General features: G+C 67.9%; 14 protein-coding genes. 12 read left to right on the top strand and 2 right to left on the bottom strand.

All coding sequences use genetic code 11. The annotated features are described in order from the left end of the window. Positions 1-10: 10 nt before the first annotated feature. From VF651_01300 to VF651_01290, 3 genes are all read left to right on the top strand, one after another. Positions 11-559, top strand: coding sequence for a chorismate lyase (locus tag VF651_01300; GenBank protein ID HEX7964325.1), 549 nt, complete (start codon positions 11-13; stop codon positions 557-559). A 64-nt stretch (positions 560-623) separates the two neighbouring features. Then, positions 624-1,490: a 4-hydroxybenzoate octaprenyltransferase gene (ubiA, locus tag VF651_01295; GenBank protein ID HEX7964324.1), complete on the top strand. Its 867-nt coding sequence runs from the start codon at positions 624-626 to the stop codon at positions 1,488-1,490. Position 1,491: 1 nt separating this feature from the next. Continuing rightward, positions 1,492-1,872: an ACT domain-containing protein gene (locus VF651_01290; protein HEX7964323.1), complete on the top strand. Its 381-nt coding sequence runs from the start codon at positions 1,492-1,494 to the stop codon at positions 1,870-1,872. Here the strand turns inward: VF651_01290 and VF651_01285 are convergent. Both VF651_01285 and VF651_01280 read right to left on the bottom strand, forming a co-directional pair. Then, on the bottom strand, positions 1,869-2,348 hold the full coding sequence (locus tag VF651_01285; protein HEX7964322.1) for a hypothetical protein: 480 nt from the start codon (positions 2,346-2,348) through the stop codon (positions 1,869-1,871). The two genes, VF651_01290 and VF651_01285, sit on opposite strands and share 4 nt — an antisense overlap. Positions 2,349-2,603: 255 nt before the next feature. Then, on the bottom strand, positions 2,604-3,296 hold the full coding sequence (locus tag VF651_01280) for a ComF family protein (GenBank protein ID HEX7964321.1): 693 nt from the start codon (positions 3,294-3,296) through the stop codon (positions 2,604-2,606). Positions 3,297-3,403: 107 nt separating this feature from the next. Between VF651_01280 and cysK the strand changes: the two genes are divergently transcribed. From cysK to VF651_01235, 9 genes are all read left to right on the top strand, one after another. Next, positions 3,404-4,885, top strand: coding sequence for a cysteine synthase A (cysK, locus tag VF651_01275; GenBank protein ID HEX7964320.1), 1,482 nt, complete (start codon positions 3,404-3,406; stop codon positions 4,883-4,885). A gap of 184 nt (positions 4,886-5,069) precedes the next feature. Next, on the top strand, positions 5,070-6,110 hold the full coding sequence (bioB, locus tag VF651_01270; protein HEX7964319.1) for a biotin synthase BioB: 1,041 nt from the start codon (positions 5,070-5,072) through the stop codon (positions 6,108-6,110). After that, positions 6,085-7,254: an 8-amino-7-oxononanoate synthase gene (gene bioF, locus VF651_01265; protein ID HEX7964318.1), complete on the top strand. Its 1,170-nt coding sequence runs from the start codon at positions 6,085-6,087 to the stop codon at positions 7,252-7,254. Before bioB ends, bioF begins: the two co-directional genes overlap by 26 nt. After that, positions 7,251-8,039 (top strand): pimeloyl-ACP methyl ester esterase BioH, encoded by a 789-nt coding sequence (bioH, locus tag VF651_01260; GenBank protein HEX7964317.1) that lies wholly within the window; start codon positions 7,251-7,253, stop codon positions 8,037-8,039. Before bioF ends, bioH begins: the two co-directional genes overlap by 4 nt. Beyond that, positions 8,036-8,917, top strand: coding sequence for a malonyl-ACP O-methyltransferase BioC (bioC, locus tag VF651_01255; protein HEX7964316.1), 882 nt, complete (start codon positions 8,036-8,038; stop codon positions 8,915-8,917). Before bioH ends, bioC begins: the two co-directional genes overlap by 4 nt. Continuing rightward, on the top strand, positions 8,914-9,612 hold the full coding sequence (gene bioD, locus VF651_01250) for a dethiobiotin synthase (GenBank protein ID HEX7964315.1): 699 nt from the start codon (positions 8,914-8,916) through the stop codon (positions 9,610-9,612). The genes bioC and bioD overlap by 4 nt, the downstream gene beginning before the upstream one ends. Before the next feature lie 265 nt (positions 9,613-9,877). Then, entirely contained in the window at positions 9,878-11,185 is a 1,308-nt protein-coding gene (gene coxB / locus VF651_01245; protein HEX7964314.1) for a cytochrome c oxidase subunit II, read from the top strand. A 25-nt stretch (positions 11,186-11,210) separates the two neighbouring features. Next, complete coding sequence (gene ctaD, locus VF651_01240; protein ID HEX7964313.1) at positions 11,211-12,812, top strand: cytochrome c oxidase subunit I; 1,602 nt, start codon at positions 11,211-11,213, stop codon at positions 12,810-12,812. Positions 12,813-12,928: 116 nt separating this feature from the next. Beyond that, positions 12,929-13,474 (top strand): cytochrome c oxidase assembly protein, encoded by a 546-nt coding sequence (locus VF651_01235; protein ID HEX7964312.1) that lies wholly within the window; start codon positions 12,929-12,931, stop codon positions 13,472-13,474. Positions 13,475-13,484 lie beyond the last annotated feature (10 nt).

Raw genomic sequence — 13,484 nt, 5'->3', positions numbered from 1 at the left:
ATCTCCCTGCATGACGACGACAGCCCTTCAGGACGCGCAGACCTGGAAGCCGGTGGCGGAGCGGCCCGCCGCCCGGTGCCCCGCCGCGCTCTGGTCCTTCATCGCCGAGGCCGGTTCCCTCACGGAGCGCCTGCGCGCGAAGGCGGGCGCCGCGTTCCGCGTGCAGCTCATCAACCAGGGCCACTTCGCCTTGAGTGAAGAGGACATGCTGCTCCTGGATGCCAAGCCGGAGGAAGCGGGCTTCGTGCGGCAGGTATACCTCTGGGGCCGCGCCCCGCTGGTGTACGCACGCTCCCTCGCCGTGGGCGGCGCCGAGCGCTGGCTCAAGGACCTGGGGGAGCAGCCGCTGGGCGAGCGGGTGTTCGCGGAAGCGGACGCGAAGCGCGGTCCCATCCAGGTGGCCGAGCTGGACGTCCACGACCACCTCTATAAGGAGGCGGTGGCGGGCCTCGACCGGCTGCCGGAAACGCCGCTGTGGGCTCGCCGCTCGCTCATCACCGTGGGCGGCGCCGGCATCCTCATCTATGAATGCTTCCTGCCGGGGCTTAGCCATGCTTGATCCGCGCCTCAAGCCCTACTGGCTCAAGTTCCGCTACAGCCGGCCATTTAAAGAATGGTGGCCGATGCTGCGCGCGGACCTCTGGGCCTATGCGCGGCTCATGCGCCTGCACAAGCCCATCGGCGCGTTCCTCCTGCTGTGGCCCACGCTCTGGGCCCTGTGGCTCGCCACCGCCGGCCATCCCACGCCGAAGCTGTTCACGGTGTTCGTGGCGGGCGTGTTCGTGATGCGTGCCGCCGGCTGCATCATCAACGACTATGCCGACCGGCGCTACGACCCGGGCGTCGCGCGCACCAAGGACCGGCCGCTGGCCACCGGCGAGGTGAGCGTGGTGGAGGCCTGGGTACTGTTCGTGATCCTGGGACTCATCGCCTTCGCCCTGGTGCTCACGCTCAACACGCTCTGCATCGAGCTCGCGTTCGTGGGCCTCGCGCTCGCCATGAGCTACCCGTTCATGAAGCGCTACACCTACCTGCCGCAGCCTTACCTCGGCCTCGCGTTCGGCTGGGGCATCCCCATGGCCTACGCGGCCGCCACCGGCGCGGTGCCGCCGGAGGCCTGGCTCGTCTTCATCGCCAACGTCCTCTGGGCCACGGTCTACGACACCCTGTACGGGATGGTGGACCGGGCCGATGACCTCCGGATCGGCGTGAAGTCCACCGCCATCCTGTTCGGCTCCATGGACCGGGCCATCCTCGCGATCCTGCAGGCGGCATTGCTCGTCAACCTGGTGATGATCGGCACGCGCCTGGAGCTCAGCGGCGCCTACTACGCGGGCCTCACCGCCGCCGCCTGCTTCGCGGCCTACCAGCAATACCTGATCCGCAGGCGCGATCCCCAGAGATGCTTCCAGGCGTTCCTCAACAATAATTGGTTCGGTGGTGCCGTCTTCGTGGGCATCATGCTGCACTACACTTTCAACCACGCCTGACATGCTGACTTTGAAGCTGCTGGTCGGGCGCTACACCGTCTGCAAGCTGGAGCCGGATGCGGCTGTCCCTTCCACGCTGACGCTGGGCGCTCAGGAGTTTCTGAGCATCACCCGCACCGCCGACGAGCTCTCCGTCGTCTGTCCCGAGGCGCTGGTGCCGAAGGATGCGAAGGCCGAGCACGGCTGGCGCGCATTCAAGGTGCAGGGACCTTTGGACTTCTCCCTCACAGGCATCATCGCGGCCCTCACGGCTCCGCTCGCCGAGGCGAAGATAAGCGTCTTCACCGTGGCGACCTTCGACACGGATTACCTGCTGGTGCGGGAGAAGGACCTGGAAGGCGCGATCAGCGCGCTGGAGAAGATCTCGCGGGTGCAGTGCTAGCGCGCTGCAAGGCTGCCGCTGCAGTCCGGCGGATACTTCTTGTAGGGCTTCACCGAGTAGCAGTAACCCTCCCGGCAGGGATCCGCGCCCAGGGCGCGCGCCGTGGCCTGCCATTCCTTCCCATGCTCTTCCGAGAGATCCTGCAGGCCCGGACCGTTCATGGCCACCTGTACCGGGCCATGGCGGCCGTTCAGCGTCGCAGTCTGGGGCGGGCCGTACTTGTCGTAGTAGACGAAGAGATGCGCCAGCTCATGGGGCAGGGCCTCGCCCTGCACGAGGCAGGGGTTGCGCTTCAGCCACGCGGAGTTGATGTGGATGGTCCAGGCGGAGTAGTCCGCGGTGCCGATCACCGAGGGCTGTGCCGGCATGGCGTCGAGGCTGAGCTGCGGTGCCGGGTAGTCGGTGCCGTGGGCCAGGTTGTAGTCCCCGGTCATGCGCTCGAGCTGCCCGGCGAACAGTGCGCCCTGAGGGCTCAAGCGCGGGTCCATATGGGTACAGGCCGCGAGTGTCAGGCAAAGGAACAGGGACTTGATCGAAGAATGCATCGGCAACCGTCCGCATCCATGCGGGATACAGCTGCACTATCGCGTACGACATTTACCCGCTGAATCGGGCGAAGGCCCAATCCGTCGATGGCTCGATGCCCGAGATACTTCAATGGCGCTGCAACGCTGTGATGCGCCGCACGCGGCGGCGCGTATATGGAAGGTCCGCAACTGTCATCGGTAAAGTCAGGCCGGCGCGGCGGCGCGGCACGCGCTCCACACGCTCACCCGCGCGGCGCCGGCATCCCGGAACTCCCGTGCCAGGGTCTCCACCGTGACGCCGGTGGTGATGACATCGTCCAGCAGCGCCACGTGCTTCCCTTGCACCCCGCCGGTGACGCTGAACGCGCCTTTCAGGTTCTTGTGCCGCTCCGCCGAGTCGAGCTTCGACTGCACCTCCGTCGCGCGCACGCGCTCGCAGAGGTCGAGCCTGACTCCTATCTTCAAGCGCTTCGACAACGGACGCGCCAGTTCCACCGCCTGGTTGAAGCCGCGCTCCTTGAGGCGCTCAGGATGTAGCGGCACCGGCACGATGCAGTCGGGTTTCTCGCCGCCCGCCGCCAGGAACTCCGCCAGCAGTTCACCCAGGAGGCGCCCCGCCGCGAGGTCGCCCTCGAACTTGAAGCGCTGCACCAGCTTGTCCACGGGATAGGCATAGGCGAGGGGACTCTTCGCCTCGTCCCAGCTCGGCAGCTGCTTGAGGCAGGCGCCGCAGAGGGCCGCGTCCGCGTCCGGCGGCAGCGGCGCCGCGCAGCGCGGGCAGGCATGGCGGTTCCAGGGCAGCTCGTCGAAGCAGGCCTGGCACAGGTCCAGTCCCCGGCCGCCGCGGCCGCCGCACAGGGCGCAATGGGCGGGGTAGAGGAGGCCGAGGAGGTCCATGAGCCCATGCTAACCCGGCGGGGGTTTGTGCAGACGTCGCATATCTCCGCGCCGCCGCCGGGGGCCCTGTACACTTTCTGCGCTGACATCCGCCGGGATCCGCACCCATGCCGATATACGACGACATCCTCGCCACCGTCGGCCGCACACCGGTCGTGCGGCTGAACACGCTGTCGCCGCCGGGCGTGGACGTGTTCGTGAAGGTCGAATCCTTCAACCCCATGGGCTCGGTCAAGGACCGCCTGGCGTTGGGCATCATCGAGGACGCCGAGCGGCGCGGTGCGCTCAAGCCCGGCCAGACCGTCATCGAGGCCACCTCCGGCAACACCGGCATAGGACTCGCCATGGTCTGCGCCGCCAAGGGCTATCCGCTGGTGGTCACCATGGCCGAGAACTTCAGCGTGGAGCGCCGCAAGATGCTGCGCTTCCTCGGCGCGCGGGTGGTGCTGACGCCGGCCTCCGAGAAGGGCAGCGGCATGCTGCAGAAGGCCGTGGAGCTCTCGGAGCGGCACGGCTGGTTCCTGTGCCGCCAGTTCGAGAACCCAGCCAACGCCGAGATGCACATGCGCACCACGGCGGTGGAGATCCTGGAGGACTTCGCCGGCCGCGGGCTCGACTGGTTCGTCACCGGGTTCGGCACCGGCGGCACCCTGAACGGCATCGCGCGCAAGCTCAAGCAGGACAGCCCGCGGACGAAGATCGCGGTCTGCGAACCGGACAACTCCCAGACCCTGGGCAGCGGCATACCCCAGGAGCGCCGGCCCGACGGTTCCGCCGCGCGCTCGCATCCGAACTTCCGGCCACACCTCATGCAGGGCTGGTCCCCGGACTTCATCCCCAAGCTGGCGGACGAGGCGCGCGGGCTGATCGACCGCGTGCTGCCCATCGACGGCAACGAGGCCCTGCGCCGCACGCGCAACCTGGCCCGGAAGGAAGGCATCTTCTGCGGCATCACCGGCGGCGCGACCCTGGCGGGCGCGCTGGCCCTCGCCGCGGAGTCCCCGCCCGGCACCAACATCCTCTGCATGCTGCCGGACACGGGCGAGCGCTACCTCTCCACGCCGCTGTTCGAGGACATCCCCGTCGACATGACCGACGCGGAGCTCGAGCTGTCGAAGTCCACGCCCAGCGCGCGCTTCGACCTGCGCGCGCCGTCCGCGGGCCCGCCGCCGGCGGTGGCGCCCGCCGAGCTGGACGCGGAGGCCGTGGCGTTCATCGACGCCGCCATCGCGGACGATCAGGACGTCGTGGTCATGTTCGCGCACGAGTGGTGCGAGTTCTGCTGGTCGGTCCGCAAGACCTTCGCCCGCTACGGGATCCCTTACCGGTCCGTGGACCTCGACTCGGTGGCCTACAAGGAGGGCGAGCGGGGCCGCAAGATCCGCGTCGCACTGCAGGCCAGGACCGGCAGCGTCACCATCCCGCAGCTGTTCGTCGCCGGGGAGTTCATCGGCGGCTGCACGGACACCTTCGACCGCCTGCGCGACGGGCGCATGCAGCAGGCGCTCAAACAGCATGGCGTGAAGTTCGATGAGGCCGTGACGGACGACCCCTACAAGTTCCTGCCCCACTGGCTGCATCCCCGGTGACGGTCCGGGCTTAGGTCCGGATTTCACGCCCGCGGCTCCCATGCAAGCCATTGTTTTAACTAATATTTATATGTTATCTTCGATTAGCGCTAATTATCGCCACCCGTAAACTTCAGATACATTCAAAAGTTGACGGCGAGCCACTACACTGGCGCCCTCCACGCACCGCCAGAGGCACAAGCCTATGTCAGCCGTCATGCCCACCGCGCCGGATGTCCGCAACGACTGGACCTTGGCCGAGGTGCAGGGGCTGTTTGCCCTTCCTTTCAATGACCTATTGTTCCGCGCCCAGTCGGTGCACCGCCGCCACTTCGAGCCGAACACGGTGCAGGTCTCGACCCTGCTCTCCATCAAGACCGGCGCCTGTCCGGAGGATTGCGCCTACTGCCCCCAGAGCGCGCGCTACGACACCGGTCTCAAGGCCGAGAAGCTGATGTGCGTGGACGACGTGGTGGCGAAGGCGAAGATCGCCCGCGACGCCGGCGCCACGCGCTTCTGCATGGGCGCCGCCTACCGCTCGCCGAAGGACAAGGATCTCGACCAGATTGCCGGCATGATCAAGGGCGTGCGGAGCTTAGGCATGGAGACCTGCTGCACGCTGGGCATGCTGACCCGCGGGCAGGCGCAGAAGCTCGCGGACGCGGGGCTCGACTACTACAACCACAACATCGACACCTCCGCCGAGTACTACAAGGACATCATCTCCACCCGCAGCTTCCAGGACCGGCTCGACACGCTCGAGAACGTGCGCGAGGCGGGCATGCACGTCTGTTGCGGCGGTATCGTCGGCATGGGCGAGCAGAAGGAAGACCGCGCCAAGATGCTGCACACGCTGGCCACGCTGCCGGAGCACCCGGAGAGCGTGCCCATCAACCAGCTGGTGCAGGTGGAGGGCACGCCGCTCGACGGCACCGAGCCCATCGATCCGTTCGATTTCATCCGTGTCATAGCGGTGGCGCGCATCCTCATGCCCAAGGCCCACGTGCGCCTGTCCGCCGGCCGCAGCGAGATGCACGACGAGATGCAGGCGCTGGCGTTCTTAGCCGGCGCGAACTCCATCTTCTACGGTGAGAAGCTCCTGACCACCGGCAACCCGGACATGGAGAAGGACCGCGCGCTGTTCGCGCGGCTCGGCATCAAGCCCGAGGAGCTGAAGGAGCGGAGCGGCACCGCGCACCTGGACATCACCGCGGACGAGCATGGACGCGTCGCAGCGACTCGATGAGCTGCTGGCTCCTGAACTCGAGGCGCTGAAGCAGAAGTCCCTCTACCGCCTGCGGCGGCTCATCGAAGGGCCGCAGGGACCGGAGCTCACGGCCGACGGCCGGCCGCTTCTGAACTTCTCCAGCAACGACTACCTGGGGCTCGCCGCCGACCCGCGCCTCGCGGAAGCCGCCAAGCGCGGGCTGGACCGCTACGGCACCGGTTCCGGCGCCGCCCACCTCGTCACCGGCCACAGCACCGCCCACCACGCGCTCGAAGAGGAGCTGGCCTCGTTCTGCGGCCGGCCGCGGGCGCTGCTCTTCTCCAGCGGCTACATGGCGAACCTCGGCATCGCCTGCGCCCTCGTGGGCCGCGGCGACCGGGTGTTCGAGGACCGCCTGAACCACGCCTCCATGCTGGATGCCGGCCTGCTCTCGGGCGCGGCGTTCTCCCGCTACGCCCACGGCAACGCCGTCTCGCTCGAGCGTGAGCTGGAGGAGGGCAAGGGCCGCACGCTGGTCCTCACGGACGGCGTGTTCAGCATGGACGGCGACGTGGCGCCGCTGCCGGCGCTGGCGAAGGCCGCGGACCGGCACGGCGCGCATCTCGCCGTGGACGACGCCCATGGCTTCGGCGTCATCGGTGCCGGCGGGCGCGGCAGCCTGGAGCACCACGGCCTCGGTCCCGCGGAAGTGCCGGTATACATGGCGACCCTGGGCAAGGCCTGCGGCTGCTTCGGCGCCTTCGTGGCAGGCAGCGAGGTGCTGGTGGAGAGCCTGATCCAGGGCGCGCGCACTTATATATATACGACCGCCACCCCCGCGGCCCTCGCGGAGGCGAACCGTGCTGCCTTGAAGCTCGTCGCGACCGAGACTTGGCGGAGGGATCACTTGAATGAGTTGATCGCGCGCTTCCGCGACGGCGCTTCCGATCTCGGCCTCAAGCTCATGGAATCCACCACGCCCATCCAGCCCCTGGTGGTGGGCGAGCCGGACAGGGCACTCGAGCTTTCCACGCGGCTCAAGGAGCGGGGTTTGCTGGTGGCGGCGATCCGCCCGCCCACGGTGCCCACCGGCACGGCGCGCCTGCGCATCACCCTCACTGCCGCCCACACCCAGGCTCAGGTGGATCGCTTGCTGGAAGCATTGAAGGCGGCGAGCACATGAGCCCGGCTCTCTATATGGAGACGCAGGGGCAAGGGCCGGACCTCCTGCTGCTGCACGGCTGGGGCCTGCACGGCGGCGTGTGGGACACGCTCATGCCCAGGCTCACCCCTCATCTGCGCGTCACGCGCCTGGACCTGCCGGGTCACGGCCGCAGCCGCCACGTGCCCATGCCTCATTCCCTGACGGAACTCACGCTGCAGACCATGGCGCCGGTGCCGCCGGGCGCGGTGGTGCTGGGCTGGTCGCTCGGCGGCCTCGTGGCCCTGGAAGCGGCGTTGCGTATGCCCCAGCGCCTGCGGGGTCTCGTGCTCGTGAATACCACGCCGCGTTTCGTCGCCACGGAAGACTGGCTCCTCGCCATGCCGCCCGAACTGCTGCAGGAGTTCGCCACCGGCCTGGCGCAGGACTACAAGGAGACGCTGCAGCGCTTCCTGTCACTCCAGGTCCGGGGTGACGAAGCCGCCCGTGCCTCGTTGCGCCAGCTTCGGGACGCGCTGTTCGCCCATGGCGAACCGGATACCGCGAGCCTCGCCACGGGCCTTCAGATATTGGGGGACTCGGACCTTCGTCCGAAGCTCAGGGACGTGGACCTGCCGACGCTGGTGATCGCGGGCGGTTATGACCGGCTCACGCCCGCGGCCGCCGGCGAATACATGGCGGAGCACATCCCCGGCGCGCGGCTGGAGGTGTTCCCCAAGAGCGCCCATGCTCCCTTCCTCTCGCACGCGGATGCGTTCAGCGAATCGCTGCTGGACTTCGTGCACAAGCTGAAGGCGGCCGCATGAGCGCGGCGGACGAGTTCTCCCTGGAGACCGGCCGCGTCGGCGCGTCCTTCGACCGCGCGGCCCGCGACTACGACGCCGCCGCCTTCCTGCAGAAGGAAGTGAGCGAGCGGCTGCTGGAGCGGCTCGACCTCACCACCCTCACGCCTGCGCGGGTGCTGGACGTGGGCTGCGGCACCGGCCGGCCCACCCGGCAACTGCTGAAGCGCTACCCGAAGGCAGAAGTCGTCGGAGTGGATCTCGCCCCCGGAATGATCGCCGTGGCGGAGTCCCACCAGCCTTGGTTCGGGAAGAAGGCGCGTTATCTCTGTGCCGAGGCCTCGGATGTGCCGCTGCCGGATGCGAGCTGCGACCTCGTGTACGCGAGCTTGCTGCTGCAGTGGTGCGAGGACCTGGACAGGACGCTCCTGGAATGGCGGCGCCTGCTCAAGCCCCATGGCCTCTTGCTCTTCAGCACCCTCGGTCCCGACACGCTCAAGGAACTGCGCGCGGCCTGGAGCGCGGTGGACGGCTTCAACCACGTGAACCGCTTCCTGGACATGCACGATGTGGGCGACGCGCTCATCCGAGCCGGTTTCGTGGAACCGGTGATGGACGTGGAGCACATGCTGCTCACCTATGAAGACGCGCGCGGCCTGATGCGCGACCTCAAGGCCATCGGCGCCCACAACGTCACCGGGGGGCGCCGGCGCGGACTCATGGGCCGCGGCCGGCTCGCCGCCTTCGGCGCGGCCTACGAGAAGTTCCGACACGAGGGACGCCTGCCCGCCACCTATGAAGTGGTGTACGGCACCGCCTGGGCGCCCAAGTTCATGCCCACCGCGGCGCTGAAGGGCGACGCACAGGGACGTGCTAATGCCGCGGGAGGCAGGAAGCCGTGAGCGGCGCGGGCTCAATCAAGGGCTTCTTCGTCACCGGGACCGACACCGGCATGGGCAAGACCCGCGTGAGCGCGGGCCTGCTCAAGGCGCTCGCGGCGTCGGGACTCAAGACCGTGGGCATGAAGCCCGTGGCCAGCGGCGCGGAAATGACGCCGGAAGGCCTGCGCAACGAGGATGCCCTCGCGCTCCGGTCCGCCGCTTCCCTCAAGCGGCCCTATGAACTCGTGAACCCCTATTGCTTCGCGCCGCCGGTGGCGCCACATCTCGCGGCACGGGAGGCGGGCGTGGAGATCGCGCTGGAGCCCTTGCGGGATGCCTACCGGGAACTCTGCCGGGGTGCCGACGCGGTGGTGGTGGAAGGGGTGGGCGGCTGGCAGGTGCCCCTCTCCGGCACGTTGGAACTGCCCGACCTCGCCCGCGAGCTCGAACTGCCTGTGGTGCTGGTGGTGGGGTTGCGCTTAGGGTGCCTCAACCATGCATTCCTGACGGCGCGGGCGCTGCGCGCCGACGGGCTGGAACTCGCCGGCTGGGTGGCGAACGCCATTGATTCCCATTTCCAGCGGCCGGAGGCGAACCTCGCCACGCTCGCGGCGGGACTCGGAGCGCCCCTCCTGGGTCAGCTCCCGTATGCGCCGAAAGCGCGCGCCGAGGACGCCGCCGCGGCGCTCGCCAGGGCCTGCGAAGCGCTCGCCTGAGCGCGCAGAAAAGCGGCAAATCGCCGGGAAAACATGGGCTTCCGCGCGGGCTTTCCGTTGCACCCCCCGTGGGCCATGCGGTAGCATACGGCGCCTGATTTTCCCGGCTCCGGGCCTTGCCCGGACGGGGTTCCGGCACGGGGAGAAGGGCCTTGGGGACGCCGCGGCGCACGTCGCGCCGACCGAATCCGCCCCGCGCACCGCAAGCCATCGCAAGACGGCGCCACCACCGGGCCGCGAGACAGCCAGCAGGAGTGACGATCGCATGGGTTTCCACACAATCAAGAACGCGGCCCGCGCCGCCATCCTCCTCGGGCTCGGCCTCGCCGCCGGCCTCGCCCAAGCCCAGCCGGCTGACAGCCTCTACAACACCCCGGTCGGCGTGACGCCGACCAGCCACGAGGTCTACGGCCTCCACATGATGGTGTTCTACTGGTGCGTGGGCATCGGCGTGGTGGTGTTCGGCGTGATGATCATCGCGCTGTTCAAGTTCCGCAGGTCCAAGGGCGCCCAGGCCGCCAACTTCCACGACAGCACCTTCCTCGAGATCGCCTGGACCATCGTGCCGGTGATCATCCTGGTGGCGATGGCGATCCCCGCCGCCAAGACCCTGGTGCGCATGGCCGACGCCAGCGACCCGGACATGAGCATCAAGATCACCGGCTACCAGTGGAAGTGGCAGTACGACTACCTGCAGGACGGCTTCAGCTTCTTCAGCATGCTGGCCAAGACCAGCGACGAGGCGAGCCAGCTCGATTCCGGCATCGACCCGAAGAGCGTCGACAACTACCTGCGCGACGTGGACCACCCGCTGGTGGTGCCGACCGGCGAGAAGATCCGCCTGCTGCTCACCTCCGACGACGTGATCCACTCCTGGTGGATGCCGGACTTCGGCGGCAAGACCGATGCGAACCCCGGCTTCGTGAACCTCACCTGGATCAAGGTGGAGGAGCCCGGCGTGTACCGCGGCGCCTGCGCCGAGCTCTGCGGCCGCTGGCACGGCTTCATGCCGATCGTGGTGGTGGCCAAGTCCCCCGAGGACTACGCCAAGTGGGTCGGCGCCATGAAGGCCGCCGGTGGCAAGTACGTGAGCCCCTATGACGGCTCCCTCGAGGACAACGGCAGCCCGGTGGTGTTCGGCGCCACCAGCTACAACGACGTGATGGGCACCCCGGCCGGCGCGCCGGTGCCCGCCGGCACCACCGTCTCGACTCCGGTGCTGGACAAGGCCCCCGCCAGGACGCCCGCGGCGCCTCCGGCCCCGGCCTGGGATATGGCCACCGCCATGGACAAGGGCAAGCAGGTCTACGCCGCGAACTGCGCCAGCTGCCACATGCCGGACGGCAAGGGCAACCCGGCGCTGGGCGCCAAGCCCATCGCGGGCAGCCCCATCGCGAACGGCCCGCTGGCCCTGCACCTGCAGACCGTCATGAAGGGCAAGGGCATCATGCCCGCGTGGCAGAACATGCTGAGCGACGCGGACCTGGCCGCGGTGATCACCTTCGAGCGCAACTCATTCGGCAACCACAAGGGCGACCTGGTGAGGCCGGATGACGTCAAGGCCGCACGCTGAAACATACGGATCCGGAGAGAAGCACATGAGCGCAGTTTCCACCGCCCACGACACCCATGGCGAGCACCACCCGAGCGGCCTGTGGCGCTGGGTGACGACCACCAACCACAAGGACATCGGCACGCTGTACCTCCTGTTCAGCCTGTTCATGTTCTTCGTCGGCGGCAGCTTCGCCATGGTGATCCGCGCCGAGCTGTTCAAGCCCGGCATGCAGCTCGTGGACCCCATGTTCTTCAACGAGATGACCACCATGCACGCGCTGGTGATGATCTTCGGTGCGATCATGCCGGCGTTCGTGGGCCTGGCGAACTGGATGATCCCGATCATGATCGGCGCGCCGGACATGGCGCTGCCGCGCATGAACAACTGGAGCTTCTGGATCCTGCCGTTCGCCTTCACCCTGCTGCTCGGCACGCTGCTGATGCCCGGCGGCGGCCCGGCCGGCGGCTGGACCCTGTACCCGCCGCTCTCCCTGCAGCTCGGCACCGGCTTCCCGTTCGTGATCTTCGCCGTGCACATGATGGGCATCAGCTCGGTGATGGGCGCCATCAACATCGTGGTGACCATCCTCAACCTGCGCGCGCCCAAGATGACGCTGCTGAAGATGCCGCTGTTCGTGTGGTCCTGGTTCATCACCGCCTACCTGCTGATCGCGGTGATGCCGGTGCTGGCCGGTGCGGTGACCATGCTGCTCACCGACAAGTACTTCGGCACCAGCTTCTTCAGCGCCGCCGGCGGCGGCGACCCGGTGATGTTCCAGCACATCTTCTGGTTCTTCGGGCACCCCGAGGTCTACATCATGATCCTGCCGGCCTTCGGCATCGTCTCGGAGATCATCCCGACCTTCGCGCGCAAGCCGCTGTTCGGCTACGAGTCCATGGTGTACGCAGTGGCCTCGATCGCGTTCCTCTCGTTCATCGTGTGGGCGCACCACATGTTCACGGTGGGCATGCCGCTCGCCGGCGAGCTGTTCTTCATGTTCACCACCATGCTCATCGCGGTGCCGACCGGCGTGAAGGTGTTCAACTGGACCGCCACGCTGTGGAAGGGTTCCCTGACCTTCGAGACGCCGATGCTGTTCGCGCTGGCGTTCCTGTTCCTGTTCACCATCGGCGGCTTCTCCGGCGTGATGTGCGCCATCGTGCCGGTGGACTTCCAGTACCAGGACAGCTACTTCGTGGTGGCGCACTTCCACTACGTGCTGGTGACCGGCGCGGCCTTCGCCATCATGGGCGCGGCCTACTACTGGCTGCCCAAGTGGACCGGCCACATGTACAACGAGACGCTCGGCAAGTGGCATTTCTGGATGAGCGCGATCTGGGTCAACGTGCTGTTCTTCCCGCAGCACTTCCTGGGCCTGGCCGGCATGCCGCGCCGCATCCCGGATTACCCGGTGCAGTTCACGGACCTCAACATGCTGTCGTCCATCGGCGGCTTCATGTTCGGCGCCTCGCAGCTCATCTTCCTGTACGTGGTGATCAGCTGCATCCGCGGCGGCGCGAAGGCGCCCGCCAAGCCGTGGGATGGCGCCAAGGGCCTCGAGTGGCACCTGTCCTCGCCGCCCCCGTACCACAGCTTCACCACGCCGCCGGATGCCGAGATCTGGACGCATCCTTACCGGGACTGAGCGGACGGGACCATGACGCCGGAGCGTAAGAAGGTGGTGCGTAACGCGGTGCTCCTGGCGCTGGTGGCGCTGGCGTTCTACGTGGGCATCATGGTCGTGATGGGGCAGCGCGGCCCGTGAGCGCCTCGCCCCGGCGCCACCGCAAGCTGCTGCTGAGCCTGGGCGGGATGCTGGCCGGCATGTTCGCCTTCGGCTTCGCGCTGGTGCCGCTCTACAACGTGGTGTGCCGGCTGACGGGATTGAACGGGCGGGGCGTGGAGACGGTGGCGTCGGCCTACGCCGGCGAGGTGGACGAGGGACGCAGCGTGAAGGTGCAGTTCCTGTCCACGGTGAACAGCAAGCTGCCGTTCGAGTTCCACCCGGACGCGGGCGCGCTCGAGGTGCACCCGGGCGAGCTGTACGGGGCCTCGTTCTACGCCGAGAACCGCAGCGGCGCGGACGTGACGGCCCAGGCGGTGGCCACCTACGCCCCGGGCGAGGCGGCCAAGTACGTGCACAAGACGGAGTGTTTCTGTTTCAGCAAGGAGAGTTTCGGGCCCCATGAGTCCAGGCACATGCCGGTGCGTTTCTACATCGACCCGGCGCTGCCCAAGGACATCGGCACCGTGACCATCTCCTATACGTATTACAACGTGACGCCCGGGCACGCGCCCGGGGCGTAACCAGAGAAGG

The organism is Gammaproteobacteria bacterium (assembly GCA_036383255.1).
Taxonomy (GTDB): domain Bacteria; phylum Pseudomonadota; class Gammaproteobacteria; order Natronospirales; family REEB76; genus DASUBN01.
This window is presented reverse-complemented; position numbering and strand designations above follow the sequence as displayed.